This is a genomic window from Microbacterium sp. ZW T5_45, assembly GCF_044987415.1.
Classification (GTDB): domain Bacteria; phylum Actinomycetota; class Actinomycetes; order Actinomycetales; family Microbacteriaceae; genus Microbacterium.
Genome location: NZ_JBJDRJ010000014.1, coordinates 44,460 through 63,382, shown reverse-complemented (window position 1 = coordinate 63,382; position 18,923 = coordinate 44,460). Strand labels below are relative to the sequence as shown.

The window sequence follows — 18,923 nt, the reverse complement described above, 5'->3', positions numbered from 1 at the left end:
ACACCCGTTCTGTCGTGATATATGTTGTGAAACGCAACTTATTCACCGACCTGCACAGGAGCAGACGTGCCCACCCCCACTCGCGAAGACAAGTTCTCCTTCGGCCTCTGGACCATCGGCTACAACGGGACCGACCCGTTCGGCGGACCGACGCGTCCCGCCCTCGACGTCGTGCACGCCGTCGAGAAGCTCTCGGAGCTCGGCGCCTACGGACTGACGTTCCACGATGACGACCTGTTCGCCTTCGGCTCGACCGATGCCGAGCGTCAGACCCAGATCGACCGCCTCAAGGGCGCCCTGGCCGACACCGGCCTCGGCGTGCCGATGGTCACCACCAACCTCTTCAGCGCGCCCGTGTTCAAGGACGGCGGCTTCACCTCCAACGACCGCGACGTGCGCCGCTTCGCGCTCCGCAAGGTGCTGCGCAACGTCGACCTGGCCGCCGAGCTCGGCGCCAAGACCTTCGTCATGTGGGGCGGCCGCGAGGGCGCCGAGTACGACTCCGCCAAGGACATCCGCGCCGCTCTCGAGCGCTACCGCGAGGCCGTCAACCTGCTCGGCGACTACGTCACCGACAAGGGATACGACATCCGTTTCGCGATCGAGCCGAAGCCGAACGAGCCCCGCGGCGACATCCTGCTGCCGACCCTCGGACACGCGATCGCGTTCATCGACTCGCTCGAGCGTCCCGAGCTCGTGGGCGTGAACCCCGAGGTCGGACACGAGCAGATGGCCGGACTCAACTTCACCGCGGGCATCGCGCAGGCGCTGTTCCACGGCAAGCTCTTCCACATCGACCTCAACGGTCAGCGCGGCATCAAGTACGACCAGGACCTCGTCTTCGGTCACGGCGACCTGCACAACGCGTTCTCGCTCGTCGACCTGCTCGAGAACGGCGGCCCCGGCGGCGTCCCCGCCTACGACGGCCCCCGTCACTTCGACTACAAGCCGAGCCGCACCGAGGACGAGACCGGAGTCTGGGACTCGGCCGCCGCGAACATGCGCACGTACCTGCTGCTCAAGGAGCGCGCCGCGGCCTTCCGCGCCGACCCCGAGGTGCAGGAGGCTCTCGCCGCCGCCAAGGTGCTCGAGCTCTCGACCCCGACGCTGAACGAGGGCGAGTCGTACGACGACTTCCTCGCCGACCGCTCGGCCTACGAGGACTTCGACGCGAACGCCTACCTCGGCGGCAAGGGCTTCGGCTTCGTCCGTCTGCAGCAGCTCGCCACCGAGCACCTGCTCGGCGCGCGCTGACCGTGGCGCTGGTCCTCGGGGTCGATTCGTCGACCCAGTCGTGCAAGGTCGTCGTCGTCGACACGGCGACGGGTTCCGTCGTCCGCACCGGGCGCGCGTCGCATCCGGACGGCACGTCGGTCGACCCCGAGGCCTGGTGGCATGCCCTTCAGGCGGCGATCACGGATGCCGGCGGCATCGATGACGTCGACGCGTGGTCGATCGGCGGGCAGCAGCACGGGATGGTGGCGCTGGATGCCGCGGGGAACGTCGTGCGCGACGCCCTGCTGTGGAACGACACCCGCTCCGCGGGTGCCGCGAGCGACGTGATCGCCGAGTTCGGAGCATCCGTTCTCGCCTCGCGTACCGGCCTCGTGCCGGTGGCGTCGTTCACGATCACGAAGCTGCGCTGGCTGCGCGACGCCGAACCCGACAACGCCTCGCGTGTCGCGGCCGTCGCACTGCCGCACGACTGGCTCACGTGGCGGCTTCGGGGCTTCGGGCCCGAGAACCCCGTGCTCGACGAGTTGGTGACCGACCGATCGGATGCCTCGGGCACCGGCTACTGGAACCCGTTCACCGGTGAGTACGACCGTGAGCTGCTCATCGCGGCCCTGGGCCACGACGCGGTCCTGCCGCGCGTGCTGGGCCCCTCGGAGTCCGTGACGGATGCCGCAGGCCGACGCGTCGCGCCGGGCGCGGGTGACAACGCGGGAGCCGCCCTCGGGTTGGGTGCCGGGCCGGGCGACGTCGTGGTGTCGATCGGCACCTCGGGCACCGTGTGCGCGATCAGCCGCACTCCCCTGTCGGATCCGACGGGCACTGTGGCCGGGTTCGCCGACGCATCGGGGAACTTCCTGCCGCTGGTGGCGACCCTGAACGCGGCACGCGTGCTCGACGTCACGGCCGCACTGCTCGGCGTCTCGCATGCGGAGTTCAGCGACCTGGCCCTCGAGGCACCGGCGGGAGCGGGCGGCCTCTCGCTGCTGCCCTACTTCGAGGGCGAGCGCACCCCGAACCTGCCCGATGCCACGGCGTCACTCTCGGGCATGACCCTGGCGTCGACCACGCGTCCGAACCTCGCCCGCGCGGCGGTCGAGGGCATGCTGCGCGGTCTCGGCGCCGGTCTCGATGCGCTGCGGGATCTCGGCATCCCCCTGGAGCGGGCGCTCCTGATCGGCGGCGGAGCGCAGTCCGAGGCCGTGCGGCGCATCGCGCCCGAGGTGCTCGGCCTGCCGGTCGAGGTGCCCGAGCCCGGAGAATACGTGGCGATCGGGGCCGCGAGGCAGGCGGCATCCGTCCTGGGCTGAGTTCTCCCGCCGACGCCTCCGCTCAGCTACCGCGCCCCTGCTCATTCACGCAAATGAGCAGGGGCGTTGTAGCCCAGCAGGGGCGCCGGCGGATCTCGAACAGGTTCACATGCGCCGAGCGGATGCCGTCACCGCGGCGGCAGGAATCGCAAGGCAAGCCAACCTGGGGGAGTCAGCCGGCGAGCACGCGCGCGTTCTGCTGGGCCAGGATGCTGAGCTCGGCCGCGGCGAAGGCGCGCTCCTGCGTCATCGCCGTCTCGGTGCGATCGAGGCAGTCGCGGATGAGCTGTCCGAAATACGGATACCCGGTCATCCCGGTGGCGTCGAACCGATGCTGTCCCTCATCATCCACGAGCAGCACCTGACCGCCGCCGTTGTCGGTGGTGATGTCGATGTACTTGCGCAGCTCGATGTACCCGTCGGTGCCGAGCAGCAGGGTGCGACCGTCCCCGAACACGTCGATCCCCTCGGGCGTGAACCAGTCGACGCGCACGTATCCCGTCGTGCCGTTGTCGAGCACGACGTGCGCATCGCCGAAGTCCTGCAGTCCCGGAGTCTCGGGATGCGCATAGTTCGCCACGGTCGAGCTCACGATCTCTCCCCCGTGTGCGCCCGTGAAGTGCAGCATCTGCTCGAAGTTGTGGCTGCCGATGTCGCAGAGGATGCCCCCGTACTGCTCTGGATCGTAGAACCAGTCCGGTCGCCCCGACCCCACGCGGTGCGGGCCGAAGGAGACGACCTGCAGCACCCGCCCGATCGCCCCCTGCTCGACGAGCTGCCCCGCGAGGATCGCCGCCTCCGAGTGCACCCTCTCGCCGTAGTAGACGGCGAACTTCCCACCGGTGCGCGCGACGGCGTCCCGGGCCGCAGCAAGGCCGTCGAAGGTCGTGAGGGCGGGCTTGTCGGCGAAGAAGTCCTTGCCGGCGTCGAGCACCCGCACCCCCAGGTGTGCGCGCCGATTCGCGATCGACGCGCTCGCGACGAGCCTGATGTCGGGGTCGTCGAGCACCTGCTCGAGGGTCGACGCGGCGCGCGCCCGCGGATGGCGCCGCAGGACCTCGGCGACCCTGTCGGGGTCGTCGTCGTGGACGAGGGTCAGCTCCGCACCGGCCGCTTCGAGCTGCTCGATCATGCCGTGGATGTGCCCGTGATCGAGTCCGACCGCGGCGAACGCGAACTCGCCGGGGCCGACGACCGGCTCCGGCAGCGGATCGAAGGCGAAGGTGCGGGTCATCGGTCGTTCTCCTCGTCCGTCGCGTCACCGCGGGCCGCCGGTCGGCGCCGCGGAAAGCGCTCTCTAGCCGAAGATAGCCGAGGATGAGCCCGGCGCGGCATCAACCGAGAGCTGCCGGTCCGTGGCGATCCGCATTACGGAGGAGATCTGCGCGCAGGAGGTCGGTGCGACGGCATCCGCCCTCCGCACTGCAGATCTCCTCCGACGCGCCGGGTCCGGGAACCTCAGACGACGCTGGTTCCCGCCGGGGCGGCGAACTCCTCGAGGGCCGCGACGGTCTCGGCTGAGAGCTCGACCGTGCTGGCGGCGACGGCGTCGTCGATCTGCGAGGTGCGCGAGGCGCCGACGATCGCCGTCGTGACGACCGGGTCGCGCAGCACCCACGCCACGGCGAGCTGCGGGATCGAGAGCCCCGCCTCCTGCGCGACACGATCGATGCCGCGGATGCGCTCGAGGTAACCGTCGGTGAGAGCCGAGCCGTTGAGGAAGTGGCTGTTCGCCGCGCGCGAGTCGGCCGGCACGTCGCCGTCGATGTACTTGCGCGTGAGCAGACCCTGAGCGAGCGGCGAGAACACGGCGCTGCCGATCTGCAGCTCGCGCAGCAGCGGGAAGAGCTCGGCCTCGGGCGCACGGTCGAACAGCGAGTAGCGCGGCTGGTGCAGCAGCAGTCTCACGCCGTCGGCCGCGAGCAGATCGTGAGCCTGACGCGCGAGCGGGGCCGGGTAGTTCGAGATGCCGACGTAGAGCGCCTTGCCGCTGCGCACGATGTCGACGAGCGCGGACATCGTCTCTTCGAGCGGGGTGTCGGGGTCAACCCGGTGCGAGTAGAAGACGTCGACGTAGTCCGTCTTCATGCGTGTGAGGCTCTGCTCGAGCGAGCGGACCAGGTACTTGCGCGATCCCCCGTCGCCGAAAGGGCCCGGCCACATGTCGTAGCCGGCCTTCGTGGTGACGAACAGCTCATCGCGATAGCGGTCGAGGCCGCTGTCGAGCGCGGCGCCGAAGGTCGCCTCGGCCGAGCCGTAAGGCGGGCCGTAGTTGTTCGCCAGGTCGATGTGCACGATGCCGCGGTCGAAGGCGTGCAGCAGGATCTCGCGCTGGGTCTCGAACGAGCGGTCGCGACCGAAGTTCTGCCACAGGCCGAGCGAGACCTTGGGCAGCTGCACGCCGCTGCGCCCTGCGCGCTGAAAGGGCACATCGTCGTAGCGGGCGGATGCCGCCTCGTAGGTGCGGGGCAGACGGGGGTCATCGGTCGCGATGGGCATGGTGCTCCTGAGCGGGGAAGAGGGATGCCGTCAGGATATCGCCGGCTCCGACAAGGGCTGCGGGTCACGAATTACTTCCAATTGGAGGTTTTTGTGGGCTCGTCTCGATATCATCGGGGAATGACCGATCCGGACGAGCCTGCTCGCAGCAGAGGACGATACCCGAAGGGCATCGCCCGACGACAGGAGATCCTCGACAAGGCGATCGAGGTCTTCGCGCAGCGCGGCTCGAAGAAGACGAGCCTCCGCGCGATCGCGCAGGAGGTCGGCGTCACGCATGCCGCCCTGACCCACTACTTCGGCTCTCTTGAAGAGCTCCTGGTCGCGGTCTATCGCGAGTCCGAGCGCCGTTCCAACGACTGGCAGCCCGTGCCCGAGCACGCGAGCCCGGCGAAGATGATGGAGATCTCGGCCGAGCAGAATCAGAGCATCCCGGGCCTCGTGCAGCTGTACTCAATGCTCGTCGCCACCGCTCTCGAGGACAACCACCCCGCCGCGCAGGAGTTCGCGACCGGCCGCTTCTCACGCCTGCGCACCGAGATGGCGGAGCGGGTGCGGGGCCTGCAGGCGAGCAGGCACCTGCGATCCGATCTCGACCCCGACCTCGTCGCGGCACTCGTGATCGCGGCATCCGACGGCCTGCAGACGCAATGGCTGCTCGACCCGTCCGTCGACCACAAGGGCGCGCTCGAGATGCTCGACCGTCTGCTGGCCGGCGGTGCCGACGCCTGAGGGCACACTCCCGCACACGCAACGCGGCCCGCCAGTCGGAGGACTGACGGGCCGCGATCTGCGGAGAGCCGTTCTCAGAGAGTCGACGCGAAGGGGTCGAAGCCCTCCGGGAGCAGGGGCACGGGCGCGACGGTGCTCTCGACCTTCACGGTCACTCCGGTCTCGGCGGCCTCCTGCGCCGACAGCAGGATGTCGAGGACGTGGAACCCGAGCTCACCCGAGGCGACGTGCGGGCGCCCCTCGGCGATCGAGCGCACCATGTCGAGCGCACCGATGCCACGACCGACCTCGAGGTCGGCGTGCTCGACCTCGATCCATTCCTGCTCGAACTTCATGCCGTCGCGGATGACACCCAGCGGCTTGACGTAGGCAATGCGGCCGGCGAACTGGTTCGGGTCGGGGATGACGATGCTTCCCTCGGTGCCGTGGATCTCGACGATGCCGTGACGCTCGAGCGCCGAGTCGAAGCTCAGCAGGCTCTGCGACTGCGCACCGCCTTCGAACGCGGCCACGATCTGAATCGTCGACGGGACCTCGACGGGGAACGTGGTGCCGGCATCAGGACCCGTGTGGATCTCGCGCTCCTCGCGCGCCTTCGTGCCGACGGCGGAGACCCGGTCGACCGGGCCCAGCACGCTCACGAGAGCCGAGAAGTAGTACGGCCCCATGTCGAGCAGAGGGCCTGCGCCCTGTGCGAAGAGGAACGCGGGGCTCGGGTGCCATAGGTCGGGACCCTGCGTCTGGAACGCGGTCTGGGCGAACAGCGGGCGGCCGATCACACCGGACTCGATCGCACGGCGCGCGGCCTGGAAGCCGGGGCCGAGCAGCGTGTCGGGAGCCGAGCCGATGCGCAGGCCCGCGGCCTCCGCCTCCTTCAGCAGCTCTGCGGCGGCTTCGCGGTCGAGACCCAGAGGCTTCTCGGTCCAGACGTGCTTACCCGCAGCGATGGCCGCGCGCGAGACCTCGATGTGAGCCGCGGGGATCGTGAGGTTGATCACCAGGTCGACACCCGGGTGCGCGAGGACGTCCTCGCCGGAACCCCACGCGGGGATGCCGTACTTCTCGGCCTGCGACTGCGCGCGGTCGAGCAGCAGATCACCGACGACGAGGACTTCGACGTCGGGGAACGACGCGAGGTTCTGCAGGTAGGTGTCGCTGATGACACCGACGCCGATGATGCCGATTCCCACCGTCATCGGACGAAGCCCCCCTCTGTGAGGAAGGCGTAGCTGGCCGCGATGTCGGCGAAGACGTCACCGGGAGCGTTGTCGTACTCGATGACCGCATACTTCAGGCCGGATGCCGCGCGCAGCGCGTCGGCGAGGGGCACGTCGCCCGCGCCGGCGTGACGCTGGTCGAGGCTGTCCGAGCCGAAGGCGTCGGCACCGGGAGCGAACGGGTTCTTCTCGGGAGCGATGCCGTCCTTGACGTGCGCGGCGACGAGGCGGTCGCCGAGACGCGAGACGAGACCCGTGACGTCCTGTCCGCCGACGAGGGCCCAGTACAGGTCGAGCTCGATCACGACGCGGTCGTCGGTCAGCTCGACGAAGCGCTCGTACGCGGTCTGGCCGTCGAAGCTCTCGACGAACTCCTGCGCGTGGTTGTGGTACCCGACCTCGAGGCCGAAACCGGCGGCGGTGTCGACGAGCGCGTTGAGGCGGTCGGCGATGTCGGTGACGCCCTCGAGCGTGAACCAGCGCTCGGGAGCGACGAACGGGTCGATGACGGTCTTCAGGCCGACCTTCGCGGCGGCCTCGAAGACGACCTCGGGAGCAGGCGTGGGGATCGATCCGTCCGGGGTCCACAGCTCGTCGGAGAGCAGCGGAGCGTGACCGGTCGGCGAGGCGAGGCCCGAGGCGTCGAGCGCGGCGCGGATCTCGTCTGGGCGACGGACGAAGTCGAACGCCTCGACGTTGCGGAGGCCGATCTCGGCGAGCTTGTCGAGCGAGCCCCCCATGTCGGCGGAGAACTCCGCGGCGAGCGTGTAGAGCTGGACGGATGCTTCGGGCAGGGCCACAATGACCTTCCTTCTTCGGTGCGATGAGGGGTGCCGATCTCGGCGCCCGCCGTCAGACTAGCAGAAACCTCCATGCGGAAGTAATGAAATTCTGTGCCTTCTCGGCCACCTGAGAACAGGTCGGGAAACAGCCCCTGGACAGGGACCTGCGGTGGGAGCATCCTGTGGTCATGACCGCATTCCAGACCACGCACGCGTTCAGCGGCTTCAGCGTCGACGACATCGATGCCGCACGCACCTTCTACGGCGAGACCCTCGGATTCGAGGTGTCGACCAATCCGATGGGGTTCCTCGACATCCGGCTGCCCCAGGGCGGCAGCGTCCTCGTCTATGCGAAGCCGAACCACACCTCGGCGTCGTTCACGATCCTCAACTTCCCGGTGGACGACGTCGAGGCCGCGGTCGACGACCTCAACGCCCGCGGCGTCGTGACGAAGATCTACACCGACCCGGACTTCGGCACCGATGAGAAGGGCATCGCCCACGGCGGGCCCGACCGCGGGCCGGACATCGCCTGGTTCACGGATCCGGCCGGCAACGTGCTCTCGGTACTCGCCGCAGGCTGAGCAAGAGCGCCTCAGACGCAGAATCGCCCCGCGACCGGGCTGGTCGCGGGGCGATTCGAGTCAGGCGGATCAGCCGAGGGAGCAGGCTTCGGTGAACGCGGTGGCCGCGTCGGTGACCTCGGTGGTCACGTCGGAGATGTTGCTCGCGGCCGCGGTGTCGTTGTCGATCAGCAGTCGCTTGTAGACGTCTGCGAGCGAGACATACGCGTCGTAGACGCCGATGGCGGCTTCCTTGACCTCGGGGTTCCCGACCTCGTTCGCGGCGGTACCGATGCTCTCGACGGTCGCGTTGAACGCGTCGACGGCCGCCTGCGGGTCGGCGGACGCAGCGGCGACGTCGAACGAGGAGAGCTCCGTGCCCGCAGCCGAGAGGGCCGACGAGAAAGTGGTGCAGGCGTCCATGACCGACTGGTCGGACGAAGCCTCCGTGGTCTCCTCGGAGGACGAGGACGAGGACGACGCGGAGCTCGGGGCGGTGCTCTCCTCAGCAGTGTCCGAGGAGCCCGAGCAGGCGGTCAGGCCGAGCGCGGCGGCAGCCACGATCGTGAGTGCGAAGATCTTGCGGTTCATGTGATTTCCCTCCGTGTCGCACCGAGACGGTGCGTGTCTGCAAACGACAGCATTTCTATCACGCACCTGTGAACCGCCTCGATGGGGAGCGGTACCCATCGAGGAATCGTGAGGGGATCGTGAACATGTCCCGTCCCGGACGACTCCCCGGAACGAGGCCTTGTCAAGCCGCTTCCCCTCGAACGGCTCTCGCCCGACCATGATCGGGTGAGAAGAAGATCGCCCCGCCTTCGACCTCGCATCGCCCTCGCCGCGAGCGCGGCGCTCATGCTGTCGCTCGTGGGCTGCGGCGCGACGATCCCGACCGACCCCGAGGGCACGCTGGATCGCGTGCGGGGCGGCGACCTGCGGGTCGGCGTGAGCATGGACCCCGGTCTCGCGTCGGAGGTCGGCGGCGTGCCGGAGGGCCCGCTGGTCGATCTGGTCGACGACTTCGCGGAGTCGATCGACGCCGACACCGACTGGACGATCGCCGGCGAGGAGACCCTGGTCGGTCTGCTCGAGAGCGGCGACCTCGACCTCGCGGTCGGCGGATTCTCGGAGTCGACGCCATGGATAGACCGAGCCGGGATCAGCCGCGGCTACACCCGCATCGACGGCGCGGACGGGCGCTCGATCGTGATGCTCGTCCCGCTCGGCGAGAACGCCTTCCTGTCCGAGCTCGAGATCTTCCTCGACGAGGAGGTCGGCGGATGAGCGACCGCTACCGATTCGGACGCGTCGACCTGCCGCCCGAGCAGCACCGCGCTCTCAAGAAGGCGGTCAGGTGGGAGGTCTTCACGATCTGCTACACCTCGGTGACGATCGCTCTGGTCGCGGTCGTGGTCGGCAACTCGCAGGCGATGCGCACGGCCTGGATCGAGGACATGCTCTCCCTCATCCCTCAGCTCGCGTTCCTCACCGCGCTGATCTTCGTTCGGCGCCGCCCGTCGCGACGGCATCCGTACGGACTGCACCGGACGATGGGCGTCGGCCATCTCGTCGCGGGGGTCGCGCTGCTGGTGGTCGGTCTGAACCTCGCGATCGAGGCGGTCACGGGGCTCCTGGCGGCGGAGCATCCGACGATCGGGACCGTGAGGGTGCTCGGCCACACGGTCTGGCTCGGCTGGTTCATGATCCTCGTGATGGCGGTGATCGTGGTCGGCCCGGTGTTCGTCTACGGCCCGGCGAAGGCCAAGCTGGCACCGGTGCTGCACAACAAGCTGCTGTTCGCGGATGCCGACATGGCGAAGGCCGACTGGCACACCAACGTGGCGTCGGTCGTCGGTGTGCTCGGCATCGGGCTGGGCGTGTGGTGGCTCGACGGCGCCGCCGCGCTCTTCATCTCGGTGGGCATCATCCACGACGGCTTCCGCAACACGAAGAGCGCCGTGATCGACCTCATGGATCAGCAGGCGCGCACCTATGACGACAAGAGCGTGCATCCGCTGGCCGCCGAGGTCGTGCGCCTCGCCCGCGGGCACGGGTGGATCGCGGATGCCGCCGTGCGGCTGCGCGACATGGGCCAGGTCTTCCATCTCGAGGTGTTCGTGCAGCCGCGGAGGACGCGTGTGCGCACATCCGATCTGACAGCCCTCGCCGAGGAGATCACCGCGCTCGACTGGAAGGTGCAGGACGTCGTGGTGATCCCCGCGGAGAACCTGCCGGATGAGGCGGACGATGCGGCAGAGGCGCGCGAGGAGGAGTCTTCTCGCTGAGACCGACGATTCTGCGGGGGACCGACCGCGAGAGCGTGTGTCTCGCGGCGGATCGTCGGTCTCGCGCCGGATCGTCGGTCTCGGGGCGGATCGTCGGTCTCGGGGCTGATCGTCGGTCTCGGGGCGGATCGTCGGTCTCGGGGCGGATCGCCGGACCGGTGAGGGGCGCGGGTGCGCGCTCAGTCGGTCGCTGCCGCGAGCATCTCCGCGTAGCCGGAGTCGAACGACGGATGCCGCAGAGGACCGAGGAACCGCGCGAGCAGGCCGCCGTCGATCACCTTTCCGTGCGGCTCACCGGAGCCGCTGTCCGGCGGGACCGGTGTGTCCAGCTCGCGCGCGATGAAGGCGACGACGTCGCGCATCAGCGCAGGGTGGCCGTCGACCGCGTGCAGCACCGCGGGTGGAGCATCCGTCCGCGCCAGCGCGAGGATCGTGCGGACGAGATCGGCCTCGTGGATGCGGTTGGTGCGGCGTCCGTGGTCGACGGCGTTCTGGGCGCGGACCTGCCGGATGAGGAAGTCGCGGCCCGGGCCGTAGATTCCGGCCGGACGCAGGATGACGGCCGAGAACATCTCGATCGCGGCGAGCTCTCCGTCACGGAGCCCCAGGCCTCGCGGGGTGACGGGCGCGGGGTCGACGGCTTCGGTGACGACGGCATCCGTCTCTCCGTCGAAGACTCCGGTCGAGGAGACGAACACCGTTCGGTCCGGGGCGGCCGGCAGCGCGTCCGCGACGTGGCCGAGGGCCCTGCGATACGCGTCGGCTGTCGGGCCGGGAGGCAGCGTGACGATCAAGGTGTCGACGGCGGGGAGCTCGAGGTCGAGAGGGCCCGCCACGTCGGCGACGATGCCGGTGACGCCGGCCGGGAATCCGCCGGCGGTGCGCCGGACGGCGAGCACCTCGGCGCCCTCGGCGACGAGGTCGGCCGCGACGCGATGCCCCAGAGCGCCGAAGCCGACGATCATGGCACGGTCGATGCGGCGGCCTGCGGAGGCGGGAGTGGTCATCCATCCAACCTGCCACAGGATGCCGGGGCCCATTCTTATGGACACATGTCCAGAATATGTCTAGCATCGAGATCATGAGCGATCAGGCCTCCGGAGGATCGGAAGACGTACGCCGAGGACTCCGGAAGTCGTCGGACCCGCGCGCCGGCAGGACGAGAGAACGACTCTTCGCGGCCGCTCAATCGCTGTGCGCGCGCGACGACGAGGTCTCGGTCAGCGCGCTCGTGCGCGAGGCCGGTGTCAGTCGCTCGGCGTTCTACACTCACTTCGCCGACGTCGGAGAGCTCGCTCTCCGCATGATCGAGCCGGTCTTCGAGGAGATCGCGGCGACCGCGGCCGCGGCACGTGCGGAGGACCCCCATCGCGCCATGCGCGAGGCCCAGGAAGGCCTCGCAGCACACGTCCACGCAGACCGCTCGCTCTATCGCGCTGCCTTCCTGCTGCCGGGAGGCACGCTTCTGGAACGCATGCGCGACGCCATGGTGGTGCCGCTCGCCGCGCACATCGAGACGGTCCAGCCGCCCGAGGGGATCCGGGCGGACATCACCGCAGGCTACATCGCCGGTGCGGCCACCGGCGTCCTCGCCGACTGGGTGACGGGACGGATCGACGCGAGTCCGTCGACGCTCGCCGACCACCTCTACCTGCTCATGCCCGCGTGGATGCATGAGCCGACGAACCAGCCGTCGGAGTAGACGGCAGAAGAGAAAGGGAACGCCATGAAGGCATCCATCGTCCGTGAGTTCGGAAAGGGCTTCGAGCTCGCCGACATCGACATCGCCGCCCCGGTCGGCAGGGAGGTCCTGGTCGACGTGCGCGCCTCCGGCCTCTGCCACTCCGACGAGCTCGCGGCCACCCATCCCCTCGGCTACGAGCCGCCCATGGTCCTCGGTCACGAGGTCGCCGGTGTCGTCACGGCCGTCGGCCCGGACGTCACCCAGGTCTCGATCGGCGACCACGTCGTCGGATGCCTCGTGCAGTACTGCGGAACCTGTCGTCGCTGCATCGAAGGCAAGCAGACGCTCTGCGTGAACCCCTCATACACCGAGCGCGGCGCCGGGCAGCCGCCGCGCCTCTCGGAGAACGGCGTTCCCGTGGCGCAGGGCATGGGCCTCGGCGGCTTCGCACAACAGGTCCTCGTCCACGAGCACCAGCTCGCCGTCGTACCGAACGAGATCCCGTGGCCGCAGGCCGCGCTGCTCGGCTGCGGCGTCGTGACCGGAGCAGGCGCCGTGCTGAACAGCGCGAACGTCCAGGCATCCGATGCGGTCGTCATCATCGGCACAGGAGGCGTCGGTCTCAACGCCCTGAACGGCGCGGTGACTGCGGGAGCCGCGATCATCATCGCGATCGACATCGCCGACGAGAAGCTCGACCGTGCTCGTTCGTTCGGGGCCACGCACGTGATCAACTCCACGAAGGAGGATCCGGTGGCGGCCGTGCAGGCGATCACCGGCGTCGGCGCCGACGCCGTATTCGACTTCGTCGGCCTCGGTCCCGTCACCCAGCAGGCTCTGCAGATGGTGGCTCCCGGAGGCGGCCTCTACCTCATCGGCGTGCTCGACCCGACGGCCACGCTCTCGATCTCGCCCGTCGAGTTGCTCTCGACCAAGCGCCACGTCGAGGGCGTGTACATGGGCAGCACCACGGCGAAGCGCGACATTCCGCTGTACGCCCGGCTCTACCTGGAGGGTCGATTCGAGCTCGATGCGCTCGTGTCGAAGGAGATCTCCCTCGCCGAGGTCGACGAGGGGTACGCCTCGCTGAAGAACCCCGACATCGCGCGCGTCGTCATCACCGATCTCGCGTGACCACTACGCGCGGGTGATCGACGACCTCGTCGCGCTGCACTCGCTCAGGAGCCGGGAGACGAAGGACTCTGCTCGGCACCGGTTCCTGAGCGAGGAGCGCAGCGACGAGACGAAGGACGCCCGAGCCCGCGCCGAAGACGGCTACGCCAGGCTCGCGCGTTCCCTTCGTCTCGTTCTTCGCCCGCGAGCGCGCCCACGAGCGGATGCCGACAGGCGAGACGCTCGGTACGCTGAAGCAGATCCGCGGAAAGGGGTCCAGCTGTGCAGACGCGCCCTCCGCAGATGACACCGCTGCAGACGACCCCTCAGCAGACGACGCCGCTCGACACCGTAGATCGCCGCCTGCTGCACGCCCTGCAGATCGACCCGCGCGCGAGCTGGAGCGACCTCGCCCCCGTGGTGGGAGTCGACGCCGCCACTCTCGGGCGGCGATGGGAGCGCCTGCGGGCTTCCGGCACGGCCTGGGCGACCGGCTATCGTCGCCATGGCCAGGGCGCCCTCGTCGAGATCGAATGCTCCCCATCGCATCTTCAAGCGACCGCCGCAGCGCTCTCTCGCGACGATCGGTTGATCGTGCTCGACGACACCTCCGGCGGGCGCGACCTGCTCACGACGCTGTTCGTCCCCGATCTGGCATCCGTGTCGGAGTACGTCGTCGAGGGTCTCGGCGCGATCGAGGGCGTGCGCAGCGTTCGCACGCACGTCGTCAACGAGGTGCTCACCGACGGCGGCGCCTGGCGTCTGCGCGATCTCACCGCGGCGGAGACCGCCCGGATCCCGCGTCCCCGACCCCCTCGTCCGAGAGCCGCGCGCACCGTGCCCGTGGAGGTGCGAACGGCGATCGAACGCGAACTGTGGCGGGACGCACGCACGCCGATCAGCGAGATCGCGACCCGCTACGACATCGCCGCGCAGCGGATCTCCGACGGCATCGCGACGCTGCGAGCATCCGGAGAGCTGCTCCTGCGCACCGACGTCGCCCGCGCCTACTCCGGGTGGCCCGTCTACGCCTGGTACTTCGTCGAAGCTCCCGCACGGACCATCGACGCCGCACGCACCGCGATCGCCAAGGTTCCCGAGGTCAGACTGGCGGTGGCGTCGTCGAGCAGGTTCAACCTCATCCTCGCCGTCTGGCTGCGAAGCCTTCCCGACGTGAACCGCTTCGAGATCGCCCTCGAAGCCGCGCTCCCCGGAGCGAGGATCGCCGACCGGTCGGTGGTGCTGCGCATCCGCAAGCCCATGAACCAGCTGATCGGTCCCGACACCCGCTCGCTCGGCCCGGCGAACTGAACCGCGAAGCGAACTGAACCGCCCGGCGAACTGAGCCGACGCCACCGCGCAGAAGGCACGCGCCGCAGCGGCCGTCACCGACCTCCGCGACCAGCTGGTCGCTCTCAGCCACACCATCCACGCGAACCCCGAACTGTCCTGGGAGGAAGACGCCGCCGAACTGGTCGCCGCGACGATGGTCGAGGCCGACTTCGACGTCGAGCTGGGAGCATACGGCGTGCCGACCGCGATCGAAGCCGTCTACGGCACCGGCGACCTCACGGTCGCGATCTGCGCCGAGTACGACGCGCTGCCCGAGATCGGCCACGGGTGCGGACACAACGTCATCGCGGCGATCGGCGTCGGCGCGGCGCTGGCTCTGCGTCCGTTCGCCGACGAGGCCGGGTTGCGCATCAAGCTTCTCGGCACCCCCGCGGAGGAGCACGGCGGGGGCAAGATCCCGATGCTCACGGCCGGCGCCTGGGAGGACGTCGACTTCTCGCTCATGGTGCACGGCATGACCGGCACCGACATCTCGGCATCTGGTTTCCGCTCGACCGCCGTCGACCGCTTCGAGGTCGAGTTCCTGGGGCGCACGGCCCATGCCGCCGGGATGCCCGAGCAGGGGGTGAACGCGGCATCCGCGGCCACTCTCGCCCAGACCGCGATCGCGCTGCTCCGTCAGCACCTGCCCAAGGACACCAACCTCAACACGTTCATCTCGGTGGGCGGGGAGGCGACCAACATCATCCCGGGTCGCACCGTGGTGCAGGTCGAGGTGCGCGCCTACGAGCTCGACGAGTGGCGCGACATGAAGAAGAAGGTGCTCGCCTGCTTCGAAGGCGCAGCGATCGCGACGGGCTGCTCCTGGTCGTGGCGCGCGACCGAGCATCCGTACTCCCCGCTCGCCCCCGACCTGCTGCTGGCCGAGGTCTGGGACCGCAACCTGATCGCCACCGGACGTGAGATCGCACCGGCGTCGCTCGGCGGCGGATCCACCGACATGGGCAACGTGTCGCAGGTTCTCCCGGCGATCCACCCGACCATCGCGTTCCTCGGCGAGACGGGTCCGGCGCACAACCCCGACTTCACCGCATCCGCCGCCTCCCCGGCTGCGGACGACGCCATCATCGACGGGGCGACGATCCTCGCCTGGACCGTGCTCGATATCGCCGGCTCCCCCGAGCTCCGCTCCGACCTCCTCCGCCGCACCGCCGAGCGCCCCGCCGGGGCGACCCGGACGACGCTCGAAGCCTGATCCCGCCAGGAGAACCCGACATGACCTCCACCCCGGAGACAACCACTCCCGACTCCCCCTCGCTCGCCGAGAAGGCAGGCGCCGCCTATATGCTCGGCCTGCGCGATCGACGACTGTGGGTGCTCATCGCTCTCATCGTCGCCATCGCGGCAGGCGCGCAGGCGATCGGCCCCGCCGTCATCCCGCTCGGCGTCGCCTCGATCACTCTGCTCCCCATGATCTGGGGGCTGCTGATCGGCACCCTGCTCTCCGGTCAGCGTGTCCGACCGCTGCCCCTCGACCTGCAGCAGGCCGCCACCGCGATCATGGGCGTCGCCGTGCTGTTCCTCGGTGCCCGGATGTCCTTCACGATCGGCCCGAACATCCCGATCCTGCTCCAGGCGGGGCCTGCGCTGCTGCTGCAGGAGGTCGGTCACCTCTTCGGCACGATCCTGCTCGCGCTTCCGCTCGCGGTGATGCTGCGCATGGGACCGGCGACCATCGGTGCCACCTTCTCGATCGATCGGGAGGCATCGTTCGCGATGGTGAGCGAGCGCTACGGCTCGGATTCCCCGCACTATCGCGGCGTGCTGTCGATGTACGTGTTCGGCACCGTCTTCGGCGCGATCATCGTGAGCCTGCTCGCTTCGCTCGCGGTCTCGCTCGGGTGGTTCGATCCGCTCGCCCTCGCGATGGGCGCCGGCGTCGGCTCGGGGTCGATGATGGCGGCCGCGGTGTCGGTCGTCGTCGCCGAGCACCCGGAGATGCAGGATCAGGTGCTCGCCGTTGCGGCCGCGTCCAACCTCATCACCGGGCTGCTCGGTCTCTACATCGGCGTGTGGGTCTCGCTGCCCCTGGCCGAGCGGTTCTACCGGATGCTCACCAGGAACAAGGATGCGCAGCTGCCTGGGCGTCGCCCGAAGAACTCCCCCGATACCGAGGCCGTGCAGGCTGCCGCCGCGTCGATCCTCGCGAAGCCGACCGTCGGCATCCGGCTCTGGGTGTCGCTCGCGATCATCAGCGCCGCCGGCATCGTGGTGGCGATGATCGCCGCGAAGACGTTCTCCCTCGACATGATCCTCACCTACGCCGTCCTGTGCGGACTCGTCGCCCTGTCGCTGGGGGTCGCGAGGATCACCCGGGGCAAGGTGCCGGCGATCATCGTCGTGATGACCGTCGGCGCGCTGCTGTCATCGCCGATCTCACCGGTCGCAGGATGGTTCACCGCCGTCACCGCGAGCGTGGACTTCCTCTCGATCATCACCGTGATGCTCACCATCGCGGGACTCAGCCTCGGCAAGGACCTCCCGATGCTGAAGAGCATCGGGTGGAAGATCATCCCGGTCGGAACCGTTGCGATCGCCGCGTCGTTCCTCCTCTCGGCCGTTGTCGCGGAGTTCGCACTGGGGCTGTGGGGGCACTGAGCCCTGTCTGAGCGGAGGCGTGGGTCCGATTCGGGATCCACTCCTCCGCTCCGAACTGTTCCCGCTCTGGATCGGTCCGACGCGTGCTCGCGTGACGGCGCCGTCCCGACAGAAGACGGCGCCGTCACGGGTCATCGTACGGAACGGATAGGCGCGATCAGGAGCGCCGACCCCGCGACGACCGCCGTCGCCACGATGAAGACGGGTCCGTAGGAGCCGGAGAGTCCGACTATCGCGGAGGTCAGGCCGGGGCCCAGGATCTGGCCGCCGGTGTTGGCCATGTTGAGGATTCCGAGATCCTTCGCCGCGTTCTCCGGGTTCGGGAGCACCTCGGTGTTCAGCGCCTGGTCGACGGAGTTGTAGATGCCCGTTCCGATCCCCGCGATGAGCGCGTAGGCCAGCATCGCCCAGGGCTGTGCGACCGCGAACGGGATCAGCGACGCCGCAGCGACCAGGAACGCCGAGCCGATGACGATCACCTTCCGGCGACGCAGCCTGTCGGAGATCGGGCCGGAGATCGCCCCGAACACCAGCGCGGTGACGAGCTGGATACCGGCCATCTGGCCGATGATCGCTCCGGCACCCGCGAGATCGACTCCCATGTAGTCGGTGAGGATGTAGAGCTGATAGCCGGTCAGCGAGTAGGTGCCGAGGATGAACAGCAGCTTCCCCGACAGCGCGAGGTAGTAGTCACGGGCACCTCGGCGCGGGAAGGAGAAGTTGCGGGCGATCATCGAGCCGCTGAACCGCTCCCGCGGGACATGGAGATTGGACTTCTCGGGAGCGATCAGCGCCACCAGCGGACCGGCGATCAGAACGGCGACGGCGAAGACCGTCATCCCCGATACCGGATCGGTGACGAATCCGGATGCCACGATCTGGGAGCCGAAGATGCCGAACATGACACCCACGCCGTAGATCGCGGAGTACGTGCCCCGCCGGGCGGGCGGTACCCGATCGGCGAGCATGGCGAGCAGCGGTGCGGCGATCGCATTGAGGAACAGCTGGAACGCCATCCAGGCGGCGAGGATCGCCCCGGGTGACGAGGCCGCCTGCAGCAGGAAGAGCGACGCACTCGCACCGAAGGATCCCACGATCAGCCAGGGGGCACGGCGTCCCAGTCGGCCGCGGGTCAGATCGCTGAGGGCGCCGAAGAAGATGTTGGCGAGCATGGCGACGATCGACCCCGTGATCGCCAGGAGCGCGATCAGGCCGACCTTGTCGTCCGGCGCGATCTGTTCCAAGCGGGCGGGCAGGAGTACGGCGTTGTTCGCGAAGAAGGGTCCGATCCACAGCACGCCACCGAGGAACAGGGCGATGCCGAGACGTACGGGGCGGAATGTGGTGCGCCCGTCATGAGGATCCGTCGTGATGCTGACGGTGTCGGGGGCGTGTCGATCGGGAGAGGTGGAGTCGAGAGGAGAGGGGGACATCGTCGTCCTTCCGGAGACAGGTGGATATGGTCGGGCAAGAGCCTGGGATGCAGGTTCGCGGCGGCGCTGAGGTGCGCGACCGCACCGGGACGAGCGAGTGGTCGCCCGCCCCGGTGTG

General features: G+C 69.1%; 18 protein-coding genes. 11 read left to right on the top strand and 7 right to left on the bottom strand.

Annotated features, from left to right (window positions below; translation table 11 throughout):
* Positions 1-66 precede the first annotated feature (66 nt).
* Both xylA and xylB read left to right on the top strand, forming a co-directional pair.
* Positions 67-1,254 (top strand): xylose isomerase, encoded by a 1,188-nt coding sequence (gene xylA / locus ACI3KS_RS09580; RefSeq protein WP_404917611.1) that lies wholly within the window; start codon positions 67-69, stop codon positions 1,252-1,254.
* 2 nt (positions 1,255-1,256) lie between these two features.
* A complete protein-coding gene (xylB, locus tag ACI3KS_RS09575; protein ID WP_404917609.1) occupies positions 1,257-2,543 on the top strand; it encodes a xylulokinase in 1,287 nt (428 codons plus the stop codon).
* Between the two features lie 172 nt (positions 2,544-2,715).
* Here xylB and ACI3KS_RS09570 read toward each other — a convergent pair whose 3' ends face one another.
* Together ACI3KS_RS09570 and ACI3KS_RS09565 are read right to left on the bottom strand one after the other, a co-directional pair.
* Positions 2,716-3,777 carry a Gfo/Idh/MocA family protein gene (locus ACI3KS_RS09570; protein WP_404917607.1) on the bottom strand — a complete coding sequence of 354 codons (1,062 nt, stop codon included), beginning with the start codon at positions 3,775-3,777 and terminating at the stop codon, positions 2,716-2,718.
* Positions 3,778-4,001: 224 nt separating this feature from the next.
* Positions 4,002-5,042: an aldo/keto reductase gene (locus ACI3KS_RS09565; RefSeq protein WP_404917605.1), complete on the bottom strand. Its 1,041-nt coding sequence runs from the start codon at positions 5,040-5,042 to the stop codon at positions 4,002-4,004.
* Positions 5,043-5,162: 120 nt separating this feature from the next.
* On the opposite strand from ACI3KS_RS09565, the gene ACI3KS_RS09560 reads away from it, so the two are divergent.
* Positions 5,163-5,774 (top strand): TetR/AcrR family transcriptional regulator, encoded by a 612-nt coding sequence (locus tag ACI3KS_RS09560; RefSeq protein ID WP_404917603.1) that lies wholly within the window; start codon positions 5,163-5,165, stop codon positions 5,772-5,774.
* 74 nt (positions 5,775-5,848) lie between these two features.
* On the opposite strand, the gene ACI3KS_RS09555 is transcribed toward ACI3KS_RS09560, so the two are convergent.
* Positions 5,849-6,970, bottom strand: coding sequence for a Gfo/Idh/MocA family protein (locus tag ACI3KS_RS09555; RefSeq protein WP_404917601.1), 1,122 nt, complete (start codon positions 6,968-6,970; stop codon positions 5,849-5,851).
* The gene (locus tag ACI3KS_RS09550; RefSeq protein WP_404917599.1) at positions 6,967-7,791 is read right to left on the bottom strand and encodes a sugar phosphate isomerase/epimerase family protein; all 825 of its coding nucleotides are present in this window, start codon (positions 7,789-7,791) and stop codon (positions 6,967-6,969) included. Before ACI3KS_RS09550 ends, ACI3KS_RS09555 begins: the two co-directional genes overlap by 4 nt.
* A 170-nt stretch (positions 7,792-7,961) precedes the next feature.
* On the opposite strand from ACI3KS_RS09550, the gene ACI3KS_RS09545 reads away from it, so the two are divergent.
* Entirely contained in the window at positions 7,962-8,357 is a 396-nt protein-coding gene (locus ACI3KS_RS09545) for a VOC family protein (RefSeq protein WP_404917597.1), read from the top strand.
* Positions 8,358-8,426: 69 nt separating this feature from the next.
* Here ACI3KS_RS09545 and ACI3KS_RS09540 read toward each other — a convergent pair whose 3' ends face one another.
* A complete protein-coding gene (locus tag ACI3KS_RS09540) occupies positions 8,427-8,927 on the bottom strand; it encodes a hypothetical protein (RefSeq protein ID WP_404917595.1) in 501 nt (166 codons plus the stop codon).
* 207 nt (positions 8,928-9,134) lie between these two features.
* Here ACI3KS_RS09540 and ACI3KS_RS09535 point away from each other — a divergent pair, with 207 nt between their 5' ends.
* Together ACI3KS_RS09535 and ACI3KS_RS09530 are read left to right on the top strand one after the other, a co-directional pair.
* Positions 9,135-9,623, top strand: coding sequence for a hypothetical protein (locus ACI3KS_RS09535; protein WP_404917593.1), 489 nt, complete (start codon positions 9,135-9,137; stop codon positions 9,621-9,623).
* The gene (locus ACI3KS_RS09530) at positions 9,620-10,624 is read left to right on the top strand and encodes a cation transporter (RefSeq protein WP_404917591.1); all 1,005 of its coding nucleotides are present in this window, start codon (positions 9,620-9,622) and stop codon (positions 10,622-10,624) included. Before ACI3KS_RS09535 ends, ACI3KS_RS09530 begins: the two co-directional genes overlap by 4 nt.
* A 179-nt stretch (positions 10,625-10,803) precedes the next feature.
* On the opposite strand, the gene ACI3KS_RS09525 is transcribed toward ACI3KS_RS09530, so the two are convergent.
* On the bottom strand, positions 10,804-11,631 hold the full coding sequence (locus ACI3KS_RS09525; protein WP_404917589.1) for a hypothetical protein: 828 nt from the start codon (positions 11,629-11,631) through the stop codon (positions 10,804-10,806).
* Between the two features lie 74 nt (positions 11,632-11,705).
* On the opposite strand from ACI3KS_RS09525, the gene ACI3KS_RS09520 reads away from it, so the two are divergent.
* From ACI3KS_RS09520 to ACI3KS_RS09500, 5 genes are all read left to right on the top strand, one after another.
* Positions 11,706-12,326: a TetR/AcrR family transcriptional regulator gene (locus ACI3KS_RS09520; protein ID WP_404917587.1), complete on the top strand. Its 621-nt coding sequence runs from the start codon at positions 11,706-11,708 to the stop codon at positions 12,324-12,326.
* Between the two features lie 24 nt (positions 12,327-12,350).
* A complete protein-coding gene (locus tag ACI3KS_RS09515; protein WP_404917585.1) occupies positions 12,351-13,442 on the top strand; it encodes a zinc-binding dehydrogenase in 1,092 nt (363 codons plus the stop codon).
* Between the two features lie 261 nt (positions 13,443-13,703).
* The gene (locus ACI3KS_RS09510; RefSeq protein WP_404917583.1) at positions 13,704-14,732 is read left to right on the top strand and encodes an Lrp/AsnC family transcriptional regulator; all 1,029 of its coding nucleotides are present in this window, start codon (positions 13,704-13,706) and stop codon (positions 14,730-14,732) included.
* A gap of 94 nt (positions 14,733-14,826) precedes the next feature.
* Entirely contained in the window at positions 14,827-15,969 is a 1,143-nt protein-coding gene (locus ACI3KS_RS09505; protein WP_404917663.1) for an amidohydrolase, read from the top strand.
* A 20-nt stretch (positions 15,970-15,989) separates the two neighbouring features.
* Positions 15,990-17,372, top strand: a complete 1,383-nt coding sequence (locus ACI3KS_RS09500) for a DUF3100 domain-containing protein (protein WP_404917581.1) — start codon at positions 15,990-15,992, stop codon at positions 17,370-17,372.
* Between the two features lie 131 nt (positions 17,373-17,503).
* Here the strand turns inward: ACI3KS_RS09500 and ACI3KS_RS09495 are convergent, their stop codons facing one another.
* Positions 17,504-18,805: an MFS transporter gene (locus ACI3KS_RS09495; RefSeq protein WP_404917579.1), complete on the bottom strand. Its 1,302-nt coding sequence runs from the start codon at positions 18,803-18,805 to the stop codon at positions 17,504-17,506.
* Between the last annotated feature and the right edge of the window lie 118 nt (positions 18,806-18,923).

Bases quoted from the DNA above. Each gene is read 5' to 3' on its own strand.
- ACI3KS_RS09570 (WP_404917607.1), bottom strand. From the start codon at position 3,777: ATGACCCGCACCTTCGCCTTCGATCCGCTGCCGGAGCCGGTCGTCGGC.
- ACI3KS_RS09565 (WP_404917605.1), bottom strand. From the start codon at position 5,042: ATGCCCATCGCGACCGATGACCCCCGTCTGCCCCGCACCTACGAGGCG.
- ACI3KS_RS09560 (WP_404917603.1), top strand. From the start codon at position 5,163: ATGACCGATCCGGACGAGCCTGCTCGCAGCAGAGGACGATACCCGAAG.
- ACI3KS_RS09555 (WP_404917601.1), bottom strand. From the start codon at position 6,970: ATGACGGTGGGAATCGGCATCATCGGCGTCGGTGTCATCAGCGACACC.
- ACI3KS_RS09545 (WP_404917597.1), top strand. From the start codon at position 7,962: ATGACCGCATTCCAGACCACGCACGCGTTCAGCGGCTTCAGCGTCGAC.
- ACI3KS_RS09540 (WP_404917595.1), bottom strand. From the start codon at position 8,927: ATGAACCGCAAGATCTTCGCACTCACGATCGTGGCTGCCGCCGCGCTC.
- ACI3KS_RS09530 (WP_404917591.1), top strand. From the start codon at position 9,620: ATGAGCGACCGCTACCGATTCGGACGCGTCGACCTGCCGCCCGAGCAG.
- ACI3KS_RS09525 (WP_404917589.1), bottom strand. From the start codon at position 11,631: ATGACCACTCCCGCCTCCGCAGGCCGCCGCATCGACCGTGCCATGATC.
- ACI3KS_RS09520 (WP_404917587.1), top strand. From the start codon at position 11,706: ATGAGCGATCAGGCCTCCGGAGGATCGGAAGACGTACGCCGAGGACTC.
- ACI3KS_RS09515 (WP_404917585.1), top strand. From the start codon at position 12,351: ATGAAGGCATCCATCGTCCGTGAGTTCGGAAAGGGCTTCGAGCTCGCC.
- ACI3KS_RS09500 (WP_404917581.1), top strand. From the start codon at position 15,990: ATGACCTCCACCCCGGAGACAACCACTCCCGACTCCCCCTCGCTCGCC.
- ACI3KS_RS09495 (WP_404917579.1), bottom strand. From the start codon at position 18,805: ATGTCCCCCTCTCCTCTCGACTCCACCTCTCCCGATCGACACGCCCCC.